General features: G+C 60.4%; 12 protein-coding genes. 10 read left to right on the forward strand and 2 right to left on the reverse strand.

Annotated features, from left to right (window positions below; all coding sequences use genetic code 11):
* The first annotated feature begins 142 nt into the window (after positions 1 to 142).
* Both A6764_RS03375 and argH read left to right on the forward strand, forming a co-directional pair.
* Positions 143 to 1,402: an argininosuccinate synthase gene (locus A6764_RS03375; RefSeq protein WP_065067359.1), complete on the forward strand. Its 1,260-nt coding sequence runs from the start codon at positions 143 to 145 to the stop codon at positions 1,400 to 1,402.
* Positions 1,399 to 2,844, forward strand: coding sequence for an argininosuccinate lyase (gene argH, locus A6764_RS03380; RefSeq protein WP_029100264.1), 1,446 nt, complete (start codon positions 1,399 to 1,401; stop codon positions 2,842 to 2,844). The genes A6764_RS03375 and argH overlap by 4 nt, the downstream gene beginning before the upstream one ends.
* Positions 2,845 to 3,027: 183 nt before the next feature.
* Here the strand turns inward: argH and A6764_RS03385 are convergent, their stop codons facing one another.
* Entirely contained in the window at positions 3,028 to 4,185 is a 1,158-nt protein-coding gene (locus tag A6764_RS03385) for an iron-containing alcohol dehydrogenase (RefSeq protein WP_035295820.1), read from the reverse strand.
* A 338-nt stretch (positions 4,186 to 4,523) separates the two neighbouring features.
* Here A6764_RS03385 and ftsE point away from each other — a divergent pair, with 338 nt between their 5' ends.
* From ftsE to A6764_RS03415, 6 genes are all read left to right on the forward strand, one after another.
* Positions 4,524 to 5,210: a cell division ATP-binding protein FtsE gene (ftsE, locus tag A6764_RS03390; protein ID WP_029100262.1), complete on the forward strand. Its 687-nt coding sequence runs from the start codon at positions 4,524 to 4,526 to the stop codon at positions 5,208 to 5,210.
* Entirely contained in the window at positions 5,200 to 6,096 is an 897-nt protein-coding gene (gene ftsX / locus A6764_RS03395; protein ID WP_029100261.1) for a permease-like cell division protein FtsX, read from the forward strand. Before ftsE ends, ftsX begins: the two co-directional genes overlap by 11 nt.
* A gap of 49 nt (positions 6,097 to 6,145) precedes the next feature.
* On the forward strand, positions 6,146 to 7,348 hold the full coding sequence (locus A6764_RS03400) for a murein hydrolase activator EnvC family protein (RefSeq protein WP_065067357.1): 1,203 nt from the start codon (positions 6,146 to 6,148) through the stop codon (positions 7,346 to 7,348).
* 591 nt (positions 7,349 to 7,939) lie between these two features.
* Positions 7,940 to 9,418 (forward strand): S41 family peptidase, encoded by a 1,479-nt coding sequence (locus tag A6764_RS03405; protein WP_065067356.1) that lies wholly within the window; start codon positions 7,940 to 7,942, stop codon positions 9,416 to 9,418.
* 100 nt (positions 9,419 to 9,518) lie between these two features.
* A complete protein-coding gene (locus A6764_RS03410) occupies positions 9,519 to 10,787 on the forward strand; it encodes a PDZ domain-containing protein (protein WP_065067355.1) in 1,269 nt (422 codons plus the stop codon).
* Between the two features lie 152 nt (positions 10,788 to 10,939).
* Entirely contained in the window at positions 10,940 to 12,640 is a 1,701-nt protein-coding gene (locus A6764_RS03415; protein WP_083989833.1) for a YcdB/YcdC domain-containing protein, read from the forward strand.
* Between the two features lie 87 nt (positions 12,641 to 12,727).
* Here A6764_RS03415 and A6764_RS03420 read toward each other — a convergent pair whose 3' ends face one another.
* Positions 12,728 to 13,660 carry a flagellar hook assembly protein FlgD gene (locus A6764_RS03420; RefSeq protein ID WP_065067353.1) on the reverse strand — a complete coding sequence of 311 codons (933 nt, stop codon included), beginning with the start codon at positions 13,658 to 13,660 and terminating at the stop codon, positions 12,728 to 12,730.
* 174 nt (positions 13,661 to 13,834) lie between these two features.
* On the opposite strand from A6764_RS03420, the gene uvrB reads away from it, so the two are divergent.
* Together uvrB and uvrA are read left to right on the forward strand one after the other, a co-directional pair.
* Entirely contained in the window at positions 13,835 to 15,811 is a 1,977-nt protein-coding gene (gene uvrB / locus A6764_RS03425; protein ID WP_044898835.1) for an excinuclease ABC subunit UvrB, read from the forward strand.
* A gap of 16 nt (positions 15,812 to 15,827) precedes the next feature.
* Positions 15,828 to 18,695 (forward strand): excinuclease ABC subunit UvrA, encoded by a 2,868-nt coding sequence (gene uvrA / locus A6764_RS03430; RefSeq protein WP_065067352.1) that lies wholly within the window; start codon positions 15,828 to 15,830, stop codon positions 18,693 to 18,695.
* Positions 18,696 to 18,705 lie beyond the last annotated feature (10 nt).

The raw sequence follows: 18,705 nt of genomic DNA on the forward strand, positions 1-18,705 counted from the left end.
GCGGCCGCCTCCTCATCGATTCGTTCTCTATCTTTATTTGTATCATGGAAGAAAGTGGAGCAGAATAGAAAAGTGGTTGTATTTTTATAAATTCGTTTGTATAATTACTCATGAACAAATCTTCGAACAGGGAGAGGGAACGATGGCAAGAGAGAAAATCGTATTGGCCTATTCGGGCGGTTTAGATACATCGGTAGCAATCAAGTGGCTGCAGGAGACGTACAACTACGACGTGATCGCGGTCGCGCTGGACGTGGGCGAGGGCAAGGACCTGGAGTTTGTGCAGAAAAAGGCGCTGCAGGTGGGGGCGCTGAAATCGATCGTGGTGGATGCAAAGGATGCGTTCGCCCAGGAGTACGTGCTGCCGGCGCTGAAAGCGAACGCCATGTACGAAGGGAAGTATCCGCTGGTGTCAGCGCTGTCGCGTTACCTGATCTCCCGCGTGCTGGTGGAGATCGCGGAAAAAGAGGGGGCGGTGGCGGTCGCCCACGGCTGCACGGGGAAAGGGAACGACCAGGTGCGCTTCGACGTGTCGTTTACGGCGTTGAATCCCAATCTGAAAATCGTCGCGCCCGTTCGCGAATGGGGATGGTCCCGCGACGAAGAGATCGAGTACGCGAAAAAGCACAACATTCCGATTCCGATCGATCTGGACAATCCGTACAGCATCGACCAAAACCTCTGGGGCAGAAGCTGCGAGTGCGGCATCCTGGAAGATCCCTGGGCGGCTCCGCCGGAGGGCGCGTACGACCTGACCAAATCGATCGCGGATGCTCCGGACCAGCCGGAAGAGATTGAGATCACGTTTGTCAAAGGCGTGCCGACCGCGCTGAACGGGGAAGAGCTGCCGCTGGCCGAGCTGATTCTCAAGCTGAACAAAATCGCCGGCAACCACGGCGTCGGCCGAATCGACCACGTGGAAAACCGCCTCGTCGGCATCAAGTCCCGCGAAGTGTACGAGACGCCGGCGGCCACCACGCTGATTCTGGCGCACCGCGAGCTGGAGTTCCTGACCCAGCCGCGCGAAGTGGCTCAGTTCAAACCGATCATCGAGCAAAAGATGGCCCAGGTGATCTACGAAGGTCTTTGGTATTCGCCGATCCGCAACGCGCTGCAGGCGTTCATCGAGGAAACACAGCAGTACGTCACCGGCGTCGTTCGCGTCAAGCTGCACAAAGGGCACGCCATCGTCGTCGGACGCAAATCGGCGTCGTCGCTTTACAGCCACGAGCTGGCCACCTACGCGGCGGGCGACCTGTTTGACCACAAGGCGGCGCTCGGCTTCATCAAGCTGTGGGGCCTGCCGACCAAGGTGTACGCCCAGGTGAACGAAGGCGTGCTCCACGAAAACGCGAAAACGGCGATCAAGATTTTGGACGAAAAGGATGCGATCGTGCAATGAAACTGTGGGGAGGACGCTTCACAAAGCCGACGAACCAGCTCGTGGAAGAATATACCGCTTCCATTACCTTCGACCAGCAGATGTGGCGGCAAGACATCGTCGGCAGCCTGGCACACGTGGCGATGCTGGGCAAGTGCGGCATCCTGCCGATGGAGGAAGTCAGACAGATCATCGCCGGTCTGAAAAAGGTAAAGGAAAAGATCGAGCGGGGACAGGTGCAGTTTCTCGTGGAGCACGAGGATGTGCACATGAACATCGAAAAGCTGCTGATTGAGGAAATCGGCCCGGTGGGGGGCAAACTGCACACGGGGCGCAGCCGCAACGATCAGGTGGCGCTTGACATGCACCTCTATCTGCGGGAGAAGCTGATGGAGATCATACAGCTCGCCACGTACCTGCAGGAGGCGCTGCTGGAACAGGCCAACCGCCATCTCGACACGGTCATGCCCGGCTACACCCATCTGCAGCGGGCCCAGCCGGTCCTGTTCGGCTACCATCTGATGGCGTACGTGTCGATGCTGCAGCGCGACATCGAGCGGATGCGCGACTGCTGGAAACGGGTCAACGTCCTGCCGCTCGGCGCGGGCGCCCTGGCCGGCACGACGTTCCCGATCGACCGGGCGTTCGTGGCCGAGATGCTGCAGTTTGACGGCATCTACCTGAACAGCATGGACGCTGTCAGCGACCGGGACTTCATCGTCGAGTTTCTGGCGGACGCTTCCCTCCTGATGGCCCATCTCTCCCGCCTCTGCGAGGAACTGGTCATCTGGAGCAGCCAGGAGTTTTCGTTTGTGGAACTGGATGACGCGTTTTGCACCGGCTCCAGCATCATGCCGCAGAAGAAAAACCCCGACGTGGCCGAGCTGGTGCGCGGCAAAACCGGACGCGTCTACGGCAACCTGATCGGCCTCTTGACGGTGCTGAAAGGGCTGCCGCTGGCCTACAACAAAGACATGCAGGAAGACAAGGAAGGCATGTTCGACACGGTGGCGACGCTGCACGGGGCGCTTGCCCTGCTGACGCCGATGATCCGGACGATGCAGGTCAAAGCCGACCGGATGCGCCAGGCGGTAACGCAGGACTTTTCCAACGCCACTGATCTGGCCGACTACCTGGTCCGCAAAGGCATGCCGTTCCGTCAGGCGCACGAAGTGGTGGGCCGAACGGTGCTCTACTGCATCGAGCACCAAAAATACCTGCTCGACCTGACCCTGGATGAGTTCAAGCGGTTCTCCGAGGCGATCGGGGACGACGTGTACGAGGCGCTGGCCGTGGAAACGGTCGTCAATGCGCGCAACGTGCTGGGCGGCACCGCCCGCAGCCAGGTGGAGGCGCAGATCGCCGCGTATCGCAGCCTGCTGGCCGAGACGCATGCGTGGGTGGAGAAAAACAGTCAAAAAGTGATGATTGAATCGCTGATTGACGTCGGTTCGCCGGTGTGAGCGCTGATCGCGCGGGATAGGGAGGACATCCCCGTGCAGTTGACGAAATCCTGGTCCGCCGGGACGAGTCGGGACGCCGGTCTCCGGCGGAAAACGGTCCTGCCGGCCAGCAGCGATATACAAAGAAGAAAACGGATAGAAGCCTTGACGGGGCTCCTATCCGTTTTCTCGTTTGTTCCGACGTTACAGGCACATCCGCAAGATGGCGGCCACGTCTTCGCTGGTCAGCTTTTTGAAGCGGCCGATCGGGCCGAACGGCGTCGCTTTTTCCGCCATCAGCTCCAGATGTTCGTCGCCGATCTGGTAGTCGGCCAGGCGGGTCGGGGCTCCGATGCGGGCAAAAAACGCTTCCGTGGCGGCGATGCCCTCCAGCGCCACTTCGTCGTCCGTCTTGCCGGACGGGTCGACGCCCCACACTTCCACGGCGAAGCGCTTGAAGCGTTCCACGTTTTCACGGTAGACGTAGCGCATCCATTTCGGGAAAATGATCGCCAGGCCGCCGCCGTGCGGGATGTCGTAGACGGCGCTCACCGCGTGTTCGATGGAGTGGGTGGCCCAGTCCGTTTCCACGCCGACCGGCAGGGTGCCGTTCAGGGCCATCGTACCGCAGTAGAGAATGGTGGCCCGGGCGTCGTAGTCTTCTGGATTGGCCAGCACCCGTTCCGCGTATTCGATCACGGTTTTCAAAATCGACTCGGCAAAGCGGGTCTGCAGCGGAATCTCCGGCGTATGGGTGAAATACTGTTCAAACACGTGCGACATCATGTCGCAGATCCCGTAAACGGTTTGGTCGCGGGGGACGCTGAAGGTATTCTCCGGATCGAGGATGGAAAAGGTGGGGAAGGTTGTGCCGGCGCCCAATTTTTCCTTTGTTTCCCAGTTGGTGATGACGCTGCCCCGGTTCATCTCCGAGCCGGTCGCCGCCAGCGTCAGCACGGTGCCGAGCGGCAGCGCCGTCTGTGGTTGGGCCTTGCGGGTGTAGAAGTCCCAGACGTCTCCCTCGTACGGCACGCCAACCGCGATCGCTTTGGAGGCGTCGATCACGCTGCCGCCGCCCACCGCGAGAATCCAGTCCACGCGTTCGCGGCGGCACAGCTCAATGCCTTTCTTCACCGTGGAAAGCCGCGGGTTGGGCTCCACGCCGGGCAGTTCGTGGATGGTGCAGCCCGCCTCCTGCAGCAGGGAGACGACCTTGTCGTACAGGCCGATTCGCTTGATGCTGCCGCCGCCGTAGACGAGCAGGACGGTGGAGCCGAGCTGGGCGGCCTTTTCTTTGAGCTTTTCCAACTGCCCGCGTCCAAAGATCAATTCGGTGGGGTTATGATAAACGAAATTGTCCATGGAAAAAGTCTCCTTTCCGAGCGGATTCCCTTTTATTGTAGCCCATCATCGGGAGTGGGGCCAGTTGGGGACGAGCATGGACCGAATCTGTCGGATTGGTGCGAAAGATTGTGGAAATCGACAGGAAATGAGAGATTTTGTGGATACCAACATCGAAAACGGGTGGTATAATAGGAGAGATAGCTGTCACCGCTGCGTTTCAGCACCATGCGTCAGCGGACGACGGATATGTGCGAGCTTTGTCGGATAGAGAAACGATCAAACAACAGATACATGGATGGATGCGGACCGTTTTTGTACTACATATCAAGGAACTGACAAGGTAGGATGTGATTGGCTTGATCGAGATGTTTGACGTGTGGAAGACCTACCCCAACGGGACCAACGCGTTGAAAGGGATCAATGTTCGCATCGAAAAGGGCGAATTCGTCTACGTGGTGGGACCGAGCGGTGCAGGAAAGTCCACGTTTATCAAATTGATGTACAGGGAAGAAAAGCCGACCAAAGGCCAGATTTTCCTGGGCGGCTTTAATGTCAGCCGGATCAAGGAGCGGCAGATTCCCATGGTGCGCCGCAGCATCGGCGTGGTGTTTCAGGATTTCAAGCTGCTGCCGACGCTCAGCGTGTACGAAAACGTGGCGTTTGCCATGGAAGTGATCGAGACGCCGCCCAAGCAGATCAGGCCGCGGGTGATGGACGTGCTGGGCCTGGTCAAGCTGAAGCACAAGGCCAAAATGCTGCCGAGCGAACTGTCCGGCGGCGAACAGCAGCGCGTCGCCCTGGCGCGGGCACTGGTCAACAATCCGGGGATCATCATCGCCGACGAGCCGACAGGCAACCTGGACCCGGACACCTCCTGGGAGATCATGAAGCTGTTTGAAGAGATCAACCAGCGGGGCACCACGGTGGTAATGGCTACGCATAACCGCGAAATTGTCAACACGATGAGAAAACGGGTAATCGCCATTGAAGCGGGGCAGATTGTCCGTGACGAGCAGAGAGGGGAATACGGTTATGAAGATTAGAACGCTGGGACGCCACGTCCGCGAAGGGGTCAAAAACCTCGGCCGGAACGGCTGGATGACGTTCGCTTCGATCAGTGCCGTGACCATTACCCTGCTGATTCTCGGCGTCTTTCTCATTCTGGCGATGAACGTCAACTACCTGGCCCAAACGGTGGAAAAGCAGGTGGAGATTCGCGTCTTTTTGGATACGCTGGCCACTCCGGAGAACGTCAAGCAGGTGGAACAAAACATTCGCGCGATTCCCAAAGTGGAATCGGTTGCGTTTATTCCCAAAGCCGAGGGGCTCAAGCAGCTAAAGGAGAGCATGGGCGAGAAGGCGTACCTGTTTGAGGGGCTGGAAAAGGAAAACCCGCTCCCCGACTCGTTTGTGGTCAAGACCAAGCTGCCGCAGGACACCGCCGACGTGGCCGGGCAGATCCAAAAGCTGGAGTTTGTCGAAAGCGTCAACTACGGCCAAGGCACGGTCGAAAAGCTGTTTGCCGCCACCAGTACGATCCGCAACGTGGGCATCGCCTTTATCGTCGGGCTGGGCTTTACCGCGATGTTTCTGATTGCCAACACGATCAAGCTGACCATCGTCGCCCGCCGACGGGAGATTGAGATCATGAAGCTGGTGGGCGCGACCAACTGGTTTATCCGCTGGCCGTTTTTTGTCGAAGGTCTGCTGATGGGGTTGCTGGGCGCGCTGATTCCGATCGTGCTGCTCACCGTCAGCTACTACTATTTGCTGGACGCCGTCTACAGCAGCATGCCGGCTGTCCAACTCTTCAAACTGCTGCCGCTGTTCCCGCTCGCCTACCAGGTGGCGCTTATTCTGGCCGCCATCGGCGCGTTTATCGGTATTTGGGGCAGCCTGGTGTCTGTCCGCCGCTTCCTGCGCATCTAGGACATGCGCAACAAAAGAGACCACACAATTTTCACTAGGGAGGAGTACCATGAGGAAGAAGAAGATTCTGCTATCACTCTTGGTGACGGGCCTATTGGGTGCGGCAGCCGTACCGGCGACCGTGGGCCTGGCAGCGAGTAAGGCATCCCTAGACAAGATCAACCGGGAATTGAATGAGATCAAGAAAAAGAAAAAGGAACAGCAGAACCAGGTAAAAGCGATCGAAGGGCAGATTTCGTCGCTTCAGCGTAAGCAGGCCGACCTGGAGAACGAGCTGATGCACATCGACTTGAAGCGCAACGAGACGCAAAAAAAGCTGGACAAGCTGGAAAAGCAGATGGAAGAGACCAAGGTGAAGGCGGCCGAGGCGCAGGATCAGCTGGATGAGGCGAAGGAGCGCGTGGCCAAGCGTGAAGCCCTGCTCAAGACGCGTGTCAAATCGATGTACGAACGCGGCAACGTCTCGTATCTGGACGTGCTGCTCGGCGCCTCCGACTTCGGCGATTTCCTCACCCGGATGCAGGGGCTCAAGCTGATTGCCGAGCAGGACACCCGCATTCTGGAAGACAACATCCGCGACAAGGAAACCATCGAAAAGAAAAAGAAAGAGATCGACCATCAACTGGCCGTCTACGCCGACATGTACGAAGAGGCGGAGAGGCTCAAAGCCGAATTGGACAAGCAGTACAAGCGGAGCGTCGTGGTCAAGGCTGAGCTGAAAAAGAAAGAAAGCGAGCTCCACGAAATTCTGGAAGAAGAGGAACAAAGCCTGCTCGCCCTGATGAAGCAGGAAGAGGCCAAATTGGCGGAACGGCTGCGCGCCATGACCGCCAGCGGCAGCGGCTACAAGGGCGGACGCCTGGCGCTGCCGATCGATGACGGACTGTTTCGCTTCTCGTCCGGTTTCGGCGTGCGCCGCGATCCGTTCACCGGCCGCTCGGCGGGACACAACGGTGTGGATATGGCCGCGCCCAAGGGGACACCAATCAAGGCGGCAGCACCCGGCATCGTAATGTTTGCCGGTTATGCCCGCGGATTCGGCAACACGGTGATGATCAAGCACAACGACGAGCTGACCACGCTCTACGGCCACATCATGGAAGGTGGCATCCTGGTGTCGGTGGGACAACGAGTCGAAACCGGTCAGGTGATTGCCAAAGTCGGCTCCACGGGACGCTCCACCGGCAACCACCTGCACTTTACCGTCTACCGCAATGACGTCGCCGTCGACCCGATGCCGTATCTCAGATAGCCATACACGTTCATCCGGTAGAAACGGGAAGCACGGAAAGAAGGGATCGCGGAAACTTTCCGGGCTTCCCGATTGTTCAATCGGCTGCCGCTGTTCGCGGTTGTGTGCCGCATGACGCTCATCCGCTTTCCCCTCACCACACGGATGGCGGTTGGAACATTCCGGCAGCTTTCTGCCGTACCCCGCGCGTGTGGTACAATGAGGGAGGAGTGCCATCGGACCGCAGTTTCCACCGGCGCCTGCAGGCGGAAGGCGGCCGCAGACAGCGTCAACGGGATGAGCAAGCGGAACGGAACAAGCAGGAGAACAGGCTTCGCGGGCTCGAAAAAGAAGAGGAAAAGTTTGCTGTTTCTTGCATCAACCAACCAAGAAGCGGCCACACTGGCTGATATGAACAGGGTGAATCGGTCAGCAGTCCGAGGAAAACGGACAACGGGCAATCATCTTCGTTTTGGCATGTACGTGAACGATGCGGCTGTCGACCCTGCTCCCTGCATGCGGTAACGGGATCCGGCAAATATTGCCACGCGGAGTTGCATACACTAGCTGCATACCTTTTCTACCGGGAGCACAAAGGATGGTGTCGTGACGATGAAATGGAATGGACGTTCCGTGCTTGCGCTTGTGCTTGTCTCCATGGTCGCCAGCAGTTTTCTCACCATGGGCCTGATGAAAAACTCGGCTGGCGAGAGCAGCAGCGGGACGATAACCGCTTCGGCAAGCTCGCTTTTCAGCGGAAGCCAACAGGAGTATCCGAAAGAGTTTAAAAAGCTGCTGGAGGCCTTTTCGGCCATCAAGCAGGAGTACATTGAAAACGTGTCGACCGACCAACTGGTCGAAGGGGCGATCAGCGGCATGGTCGGTTCGCTGAAAGATCCGTACAGCGACTACATGGACCCCGCGACGGCGGAAGAGTTCAACTCGACGCTCCACTCCACCTTCCAGGGAATCGGGACGGAAGTGACGATGCAGAACGGGCGCGTTACCGTCGTCTCCCCGTTCAAGAATTCCCCGGCGGAAAAGGCGGGGCTCAAGCCAAACGACCAGATCATCAGCGTCAACGGCGAGTCGCTGGAAGGGCTGGACCTGCATCAGGCGGTCACCAAAATCCGCGGCCCCAAAGGCACCAAAGCGGTGCTCAAGATCGTGCGGCCGGGCGTGCCGGAGCCGCTGACCATCGTCTGCATTCGGGACGACATCCCGATTGAGACGGTCACCAGCCAGATCATTGAGAAGAACGGGGTCAGCATTGGCGTGATCAGCTTGACCCAATTCTCCAGCGATACGGCGAACCACTTCAAGGAACAACTGGCCGACCTGGAGAAAAAGGGGATCGGCGGCCTGGTCATCGACGTGCGCGGCAACCCCGGCGGGTATCTTTTGGCCGTCAAAGAGATCGGCGAAGTGCTCATCCCGAATCGGGGCAAGATCGTCCAAATCGAATACGGATCGAACAGCAAGGAGAAGGAAGAGTACTTCTCCAAGGCCGAAGCAGCCAAACCGTATCCGATCGCCGTTCTGATCAACGCAGGCAGCGCCAGCGCTTCCGAAATCCTCGCCAGCGCGATGCGCGAGAGCGGCGGCTATAAACTGGTCGGGGAGAAGTCGTTTGGCAAAGGGACGGTGCAAAGCACGATGGAGATGGCGGACAAGAGCCAGCTCAAGCTGACCATCGCCAAGTGGCTGACGCCCAAAGGCAACTGGATTCACGAAAAGGGCATCGAACCGGACGTGAAGGTCGCCCAGCCCGACTACTTCAACGCGACCCAACTGCCGACGGACAAGGTGCTGGCCCGCGACATGGCCGGCAGCGACGTGAAAAACCTGCAGTTGATTCTCAGCGGCCTGAAACTGTCGCCGGGCCGAAACGACGGCTATTTCGACGAAAAGACGGAGCAGGCGGTCAAGCGGTTCCAGGCGTCGCACAAACTGCCGGTCACCGGCAAGGTGGATGCGGCGACGCGGACGGCTCTGGAGGACAGCCTGCGGGAAGAAATCCGGAAGCCGGACAACGACCTCCAGCTTCAAAAGGCGCTGGACGTCGTCAGCCGCGACGCGAAAGCAAAATAAACCAGCGCGGCCAGGCAGGGAATCCCTCGCCAGCCGTAGAAATGGTAACCACGGCAGAGAAACGCCGTGGTTTTCCTTTTTTGCAGGAGAGGTGAGGCAATTGGCGTTACAAGGCGATCTCCTTTCGATTGCATACGGGTTTGGACAGTTTTTTCTCCACCCGTTTTTCTACCTGTTTCTGTTCGTCATCTACCTGCACTACCGCAGGCAGATGAACCTGGAACGGCAGTTGTTTGCCGTGCGGATCCAGACGCCGTTTCTCCAGACGATGCGCTCGCTGGGCATGGGGGCGGCGGGAGGGCTGCTGGTCTCCCTGATGGCCGGAGCGCTGGGTGTCGTGGTCCAGGTGCAGGACCTTTGGCTGCTGTGGGGGCTGGCGCTGCTGCTCGCGCTGATTCGGCTGCGCTTTCTGTGTTTTGCCTACGCGGCGGGCTTGCTGACGCTGCTCCACGCGATCGCGCAGGTGGCCCCGGGAGCGGTGGACATCCCTGTCATCGGCCCGGTGTGGAACGCGATCGGACAGGCAAAACCGCTGCCGCTCCTGGCGCTGGTCGCCGTGATGCATCTGATCGAAGCCATGCTCGTCCGCTGGAACGGAGGACGGGACGCCTCGCCCGTGTTTGTCGAAGGAAAGCGGGGGCGGATCGTGGGCGCGTATCTGCTGCATTCGTTTTGGCTGACGCCGCTGGCCCTGTTTGTGCAGGTGGAGCCGGGCAGTCTGAGCGGGGCGCTTTATCCGGGCTGGCCGTTCTTTTCGCCCGGGACCGCTTCGTACGGCCTCCTGCTGCTGCCGACAGTGACCGGTTACTCCGACTGGACGCAGACGCAGACGCCGGAACAGAAGGCGGGTCAAATCGCCAGGCAGTTGGCGCTGTACGCGGTGGGTCTGCTTGGCCTGGCTGCGCTCGCCGTCCTGTGGGCTCCGTTGACGCTGCTGGCCGCGCTGTTCGCCCTCCTGGGGCATGAAGGGCTGTTCCTGTTGAGCCAATGGCAGGAACGGCAGCGGGCGCCGTATTTTGTCCCCTCGTCCCGGGGCGTCAAGGTGATGGCGGTCATCCCGGGAACGCCGGCGGAAGAGATCGGCATCCGGCCGGGCGAGGTCATCGTCAAGGTAAACGGGGTAAGCGTCCGCAGCAAAGAGGACCTGTACCCGGCCCTGCAGGTGAACCCGGCCTTCTGCAAGATGGAGGTGCTCACCCGCGACGGCGAGATCAAATTTGTGCAGTGCGCCGTCTACGCAGGCAACCACCATCAGCTCGGCATCATCGTCGTTCCGGACGCCTCTACCCGGGTGTACGTGGACATGCAGCGGGCCGGCGTGGTGGAGCTGATCAAGAAAAAGTTGGAAAAATTGAATATCGGTGCGTAAGCTGCCGCCTGAACCCGTACCCTGCCGCATGCGAGCGGCCGTCCGGGTTTCGGGCGGTTTTTTTATTGCCGGGCAGGCTTGACAGACCGCAACGAATGATCCGGTTTCCGCGTCAAATGGGTGTGAATGGAAAAAGGGAGAGGATGAACGCGATGGGAGCATATCGAAAGTCTGCGGCGGTGTTCTGGACAGGGGCGCTTACGGCGGCAAGCCTGCTTGTCTCGCCGGTGGCGGCGGCCAACCCCGGATCGCAGCCGCATGCAGAATCTGCACAGGGGCAGAAGGCGCCCGTTCCCGTCCCCGCGCCGGTCTCCAAAGGCGTCCAGCACCTGGTCCGGCTCGTTCCGGAGCTGGCCAGCCGCTTCGTCGTCTACTCCGGACCCGTCGACGGTCCCGGCATCAGCGGCGAGGCGGTCACGTTTGGCTTCACCCGGGCCGGTGCGGAGGAGAGCAGGGACAAAGCCGTCTTTGATCCGCAGACGGGCGATCTGCTGAGCATGGAGATTACGCCGGAGCAGCCCAATACGGGCCCCGTGCTTGGGGATCAGCAGGTGATCGCAAAGGCATCGGCGTTTTTGTCCCGCCTGCATCCGCACGGCTTGTCGTACCACCCCCGCGCCGTGACGCGCCAGGGCGAACTAAGGACGGTCCGCTTCGTCCGCACCATCCGCAACATCTCGCTCGACGACGGCTATGATTGCTTCGTCACGGTCGACCAGTCCGGCCGGATTGTCGGGTTTCGCACCTTTGACGGCGCCCTTTATCAAAAATGGAGCCCGGCGTCGTTTCCTTCCGCGCAGCGGATCATGTCCCCCGCGACAGCCAAGCAGCGCTACGTCCAGAGTCATCCGCTGGAGCCCGTCTATCTGCTGCCGAGCCCATACGACGGCCGCACACCGGTCGAGGCCCGGCTGGTCTACGCGATCAGGGACGGCGTGGTGCGCGGCCCGCACTCCGGCAGCGCGCTGGATGCCGTGAAGGGGAGCCGGCTGGCGGCATCCCGTCAACAAGCGGAGGTTCGCACGCTGACCGTGACGGGAACAGGAGAAGCATGGACAGCGCGGACAGAAGCGGAAGCGCAGGAACTGGTCAGGCGGGCACTGGGGGCGGATGTGCAAAAGCTACCGGTGACCGTCTATACGGACGCGCGGGACAGCGGCGAGCAGCACCGCTTTTTTATCTGGGGGTTTTTTGACGAAGGCGTGGGCGACCGGGACAAAGCGTATGCCCTGGGCCAGTTTCCCCGCGACGTGAGCCCGGCGCTGCGCACCCACGTCCTGCTGGAAACGGACGCCGCGTCAGGCCGGCTCATCCGCGTCGTGCTGGACGATGGGCTGCACGGGGGGCGCCCAACGGACAAAAAACGGGATTGGGCGGCCGCCACTGCCCTGTTGGAGCGCCTGCTGCCGGCCGGTACCCACAAGCTGCGCGTGCAGGATACGGGAGGAGAAAACCGGACCTGGATCACCGCCGATCCGGTCGTCAACGGCATTCCCGTCTTTTGGGAGGACGAGCGGGAGGAAGAAGGTGCGTACACTATTTCCGTCAATCCGCTGGACGGTTCGATCCAGGAGGTGTCGTTCGCCCTGCCTGACTGGGCCGCCATCCGTTATCCCTCGCCCGCCGCGGCCGTCTCCGAACAGCAGGCGGTTCAGGCCCTGCTTGCCGCGTACCCGCTGGAGCTGGTGTACGTCCGCGGCGATCGGCCGCACACGGATGGGCAGACCTGGCAGCTTGCCTACGATCTCTCGTTCCGGCAGTCGCGTTCCCACTGCTTTTGCGGCGTGGAAGTGAAGGTGGACCTGACCGTTTATGTGGATGGACATACCGGAACCGTCGTCGTCCGTGAATGAAACGCGCCCGCGAAAGCCAAACAGCCGCACCTGCCTGTTCGGCCGGTACGGCTGTTTTTTTGTCTTGTGTGAGGGCTCGCGCTAGGGTTATTGCGCAGTTGCTTCGAACCCGACAATCTGGCTCAGCTTCACCTTTTTGTCGTCTTCCAGGACAAACTCCACCATGCCGTTCTTCATGCTGACCGCCTTGATCACGCCGGTGCTTTCGGTGGTGGACGTGGTGCCGTCCGGGTTGGTGGCCGTCTCGGTGTAGGTGATCGTGTAGCCGATCATCTGGGCGTACTGGAGTGTGTTGTTCATCGGCAGGTTGTCCGGCTTCACCGACATGCCGGTCACGTCTTCCAGCTTGATGGTCTTGCCGTTGTCCAACTGGAATTCCACTTTGCCATCCTTCATCGTAAAGCCGACAATCACGCCGTTCTTGATCTCGTCAACGGTGGTGATGTCGTCCGTCGTATCCGGATTGCCGTCCTTGTCCACCTGCTGCGTCTCCTTGTAGGAGATCTGCTTGCCGATCATTTCCGCGTACTTCAGGCTGTTGTCCAGTTCGGTCCCGGTCATGCCCTTGGACTCCAGGCCGCTCACCCATTCGCGCGGGATCGGTGTCTGCTCGCCCGCGATCCGGAAGTAGATTTTGCCGTTATCCATGGAGACCGATTCGATGACGCCCGTCTTTTTCTCGTGTGTCACTTCGCCGGTCAGCTCGTCCACCTTCTGCAAATCGTAGGTGGCCGTCTTCCCGATCAGGCCCTCATACTCGCGCAGGGTGAGCATGCTGCTGTTGGATTGCTCCATCAGGTTGGCCATTTTCGTGATTTTTTCCACCATGGTCATGATGCTGGTCTGCTGGATAAACTGCGAGTTGTCCATCGGAGAGAGCGGGTCCTGGTTTTTCAACTGCTCCAGCAGCAGTTTCATAAAGGCGTTCTGGTCCATCTCGGTGGTAAACTCTTTTTTGCCCTTGTAGCTCCAACTGGGCTGTATGTAAGGATTGTTGGTAACGCTTCCTGTGTCTGCCATGGCGATCCTCCCTGACATGTCGGGTGTGTCGTTCACACATACGTAGAGACTCACTATCAGTATCGGCAGAAGCGGGCGGCGGGTGAAGACAAACATTTGTTCGAATTCCGGCTTATTTTTTGAACGATTGTGCTATAATGGAAAATGACATGTGACAAGGAGATGAACGAGGGAATGGACCGTTTTGAATTGGTATCGGAGTATCAGCCGTCCGGTGACCAGCCGACCGCCATTGCCGAACTGGTGGAGGGCGTGAAGGCGGGCAAGCGGCACCAGACGCTGCTGGGGGCGACCGGTACGGGAAAAACCTTTACGGCGGCGCAGGTGATCGCCCAGGTGAACAAGCCGACGCTGGTGATCGCCCACAACAAGACCTTGGCTGCGCAGTTGTGCGCCGAGTTCAAGGAGTTTTTCCCCAAAAACGCCGTCGAATACTTCGTCAGCTACTACGACTACTACCAACCGGAAGCGTACATTCCCCAATCGGATACCTATATCGAAAAAGACTCCAGCATCAACGACGAGATCGACAAGCTGCGCCACTCGGCCACCAGCGCCTTGTTCGAGCGGCGGGACGTGATCATCGTCGCGTCCGTCTCGTGCATTTACGGGTTGGGTTCCCCGGAAGAGTACCGGGAGCTTGTGCTGTCGCTGCGCGTCGGGATGGAGAAAAGCCGGGACGAGGTGCTGCACCGGCTGGTGGACATCCAGTACGACCGCAACGACATCAACTTCACCCGCGGGACCTTCCGCGTTCGCGGGGACGTCGTGGAGATCTTTCCCGCGTCCCACGGCGAACAGGCGATCCGCGTGGAGTTTTTCGGAGACGAGATCGAACGGATCACGGCGATTGACGTGGTGACCGGAGAGATTATCGGCCAGCGCGACCATGTCGCCATCTTCCCGGCATCCCACTACGTGACCCGCGAGGAGAAAATGAAGCGGGCCATCCAGAGCATTGAAGCGGAACTGGAAGAGCGGCTGGCCGAACTGCGCGCCGCGGGCAAGCTGCTGGAGGCGCAGCGCCTGGAGCAGCGCACCCGCTACGACATGGAAATGATGATGGAGATGGGCTTCTGCTCCGGCATCGAAAACTACTCCCGCCACCTGACGGGGCTGCCGCCGGGGCACCCGCCGTACACGCTGCTCGACTATTTTCCGAAAGACTTCCTCGTCATCATCGACGAGTCGCACATGACGTTGCCGCAGATTCGCGGGATGTACAACGGGGACCGGGCGCGCAAGGATGTCCTGGTCGAGCACGGCTTCCGTCTGCCGTCGGCGCGGGACAACCGGCCGCTCACCTTCGAAGAGTTTGAGTCCAAGGTGAATCAGGCGATCTACATCTCCGCCACGCCGGGGCCGTACGAGCTGGAGCACTGCCCGGTCGTGGTGCAGCAGGTGATTCGCCCCACCGGCCTGGTCGACCCGACCATTTCCGTGCGGCCGATCAAGGGGCAGATCGACGACCTGATCGGCGAGATTCGGGCCACGATCGCCAAGGATGAGCGCGTGCTGGTCACGACGCTGACGAAAAAGATGGCCGAGGACCTGACCGACTATCTGAAGGAAATCGGGATCAAGGTGCGCTACCTGCACTCCGACATCAAGACGATCGAGCGGATGCAGATCCTGCGCTCCCTGCGGCTGGGGGAATTTGACGTGCTGATCGGGATCAACCTCCTGCGGGAGGGGCTGGACCTGCCCGAAGTGTCGCTGGTGGCGATTCTCGACGCGGACAAGGAAGGGTTCCTCCGCAACGAGCGCTCGCTGATCCAGACGATCGGCCGGGCGGCCCGCAACGCCGAGGGACGCGTCATCATGTACGCCGACCGGATCACCGACTCCATGGCAGCGGCCATCCGGGAGACGGAGCGGCGCCGTTCCATCCAGATCGCGTACAATGAAAAGCACGGCATTACGCCGCAGACCGTGAAGAAAGCCGTCCGCGAAGTGATCGAGGCGACGCGGGTGGCGGAAGAGAAAGCCGAATACCTGCCGCACGCCGACTTCAAGAAGATGTCGAAGAAAGACCGCCTGGCCGTGATTGAACGGATGGAAGAAGAAATGAAGGAAGCGGCGCGCAACCTGATGTTTGAACGCGCGGCCGAACTGCGCGACTTGATACTGGAGCTGAAGGCGGAGCTCTAAGAAAAGAGGTATGTTCATGCCATTGGAACACATCGTGGTAAAAGGCGCTCGCGCCCACAACCTGAAAAACATCGACGTGGTCATCCCCCGGGACAAGTTCGTCGTGCTGACGGGACTCTCCGGTTCCGGGAAGTCGTCGCTCGCGTTTGACACGATTTACGCCGAAGGACAGCGGCGCTACGTGGAATCCCTCTCCGCGTACGCCCGCCAGTTCCTCGGACAGATGGACAAACCGGACGTGGACTCGATCGAAGGGCTGTCTCCGGCCATCTCCATCGACCAGAAGACGACCAGCCGCAACCCGCGTTCCACGGTGGGCACCGTGACGGAAATCTACGACTATCTGCGGCTGCTGTACGCCCGCGTGGGGCGGGCGATTTGTCCGGAGCACGGGATCGAGATCAAGTCGCAGACGATCGAGCAGATGGTGGACCGGGTGATGGAGTACCCGGAACGCACCCGCCTGCAGATTCTGGCCCCGATGGTGCAGGGGCGGAAAGGGGAGCACGTCAAGCTCCTGGAGGACATCCGCAAGCAGGGATTCGTCCGCGTCCGGGTGGACGGGGAGATTCGCGACCTGTCCGAAGAGATCAAGCTGGAGAAAAACAAGAAGCACAGCATCGAGGTCGTCGTCGACCGGATCGTGGTCAAGCCGGACGTGCAGGCCCGGCTGGCCGACTCGCTGGAGACGGCGCTGCGCCTGGCCGACGGCAAGGTGATCGTCGACGTGATGGAACAGGAAGAACTCCTGTTCAGCGAAAAGCACGCCTGCCCCGTGTGCGGTTTTTCCATCGGCGAGCTGGAGCCGCGCATCTTTTCGTTCAACAGCCCGTACGGCGCCTGCCCGGAGTGTGACGGGCTGGGCGTCAAGCTGGAAGTGGACCCGGACCTGGTCGTGCCGGATGTGACCAAGACGCTGGCCGACGGCGCCATTGAAGCGTGGGAGCCGAAGTCGTCCACCTATTATCAGCAGCTTCTGGAATCGGCCTGCCGCCACTTCGGCATCCGCATGGACATTCCGTACGAGGAACTGCCCGACGAGCATCGGCAGATCCTGATGTACGGCAGCCAGGGGGAAAAAATCCAGTTCCGCTACGAAAACGAGTTTGGCCAGGTGCGGGAAGCGTCCGTCGCCTTTGAAGGGGTCATCCCCAACCTGCAGCGCCGCCACCTGGAGACCAGCTCCGACTACATCCGCGAGCAGATCGAGGGCTACATGAGCCAGAAGCCCTGCCCCGTCTGCAAAGGGCACCGGCTGCGGCCGGAGAGCCTGGCGGTGCGGGTCGGCGGCAAGAGCATTTCCGAGCTGACCGATCTGTCGATTACGGAGGCGTACCAATTCATCGAGAACCTGGAACTGAGCGAGAAAGAGGCCAAGATCGCCAACCTGATCGTCAAGGAGATCAAGTCCCGCCTCAACTTTTTGATCGACGTGGGACTGGATTACCTGACGCTCAGCCGGGCGGCGGGGACGCTTTCCGGCGGGGAGGCGCAGCGCATCCGCCTGGCGACCCAGATCGGCTCCAGCCTGATGGGCGTGCTCTACATCCTGGACGAGCCGAGCATCGGCCTGCACCAGCGGGACAACGCCCGCCTGATCCGGACGCTGGAGCACATGACCAAGCTGGGCAACACCCTGATCGTGGTGGAGCACGACGAAGACACAATGCTCGCCTGCGATTACATTATCGACATCGGCCCCGGGGCGGGGATTCACGGCGGCCGGGTGGTCGCTGCCGGCACGCCGGAGGAAGTGATGAACGACCCCAACTCGCTGACCGGTGCCTACCTGAGCGGCCGCAAGTTCATCCCGGTGCCGCTGGAGCGGCGCAAGCCCAACGGCAAGTGGCTGACGGTGGAAGGGGCCAGGGAAAACAACCTGAAAAACGTCACCGCGAAGATTCCGCTGGGACTGTTCGTCGCCGTGACGGGCGTCTCCGGTTCGGGGAAAAGCACGCTGATCAACGAAATCCTGCACAAGGCGCTGGCGCGCGAGCTCAACGGGGCCAAGGCGAAGCCGGGCGAACACCGGCGCATCACCGGTCTGGAACACCTGGACAAGGTGATTGACATCGACCAGTCGCCGATCGGCCGCACGCCGCGCTCCAACCCGGCCACCTACACCGGGGTGTTTGACGACATCCGCGACCTGTTCGCCTCCACCAACGAGGCCAAGGTGCGCGGCTACAAAAAGGGACGGTTCAGCTTCAACGTCAAGGGCGGCCGCTGTGAAGCGTGCAGCGGCGACGGGATCATCAAGATTGAGATGCACTTCCTGCCCGACGTGTACGTGCCGTGCGAGTTGTGCCACGGCAAGCGGTACAACCGCGAGACGCTGGAAGTGAAGTACAAGGGCAAGAGCATCGCCGACGTGCTGGAGATGACGATCGAGGACGCGCTGGAGTTTTTCCGCAACCTGCCGCGGATTGAGCGGAAGCTGCAAACCCTGGTGGACGTGGGGCTTGGCTACATGAAGCTGGGACAGCCGGCGACGACGCTCTCCGGCGGGGAAGCGCAGCGCGTCAAGCTGGCGTCGGAACTCTACCGCCGCAGTTCCGGACGGACGCTGTACATTCTCGACGAACCGACGACCGGGCTGCATACGGACGACATCGACCGGCTGCTGAAAGTGCTGCAGCGGCTGGTGGAGAACGGCGATACCGTGCTCGTGATCGAACACAACCTGGACGTGATCAAGACGGTGGACTACATCATCGACCTGGGGCCGGAGGGCGGCACGCGCGGCGGCCAGATCGTCGCCACGGGTACACCGGAAGAAGTGGCGGAAGTGCCGGGTTCGTACACGGGTCAGTTCCTCAAGCCGATTCTGGAGCGGGACCGCGCCCGGACGCTGGCCAAGCTGGAGCAGTTGGTTTCCAAATAGTTTCCCAATA

The sequence above is a fragment of the Brevibacillus sp. WF146 genome (genome assembly GCF_001673705.2).
Classification (GTDB): domain Bacteria; phylum Bacillota; class Bacilli; order Brevibacillales; family Brevibacillaceae; genus Brevibacillus; species Brevibacillus thermoruber.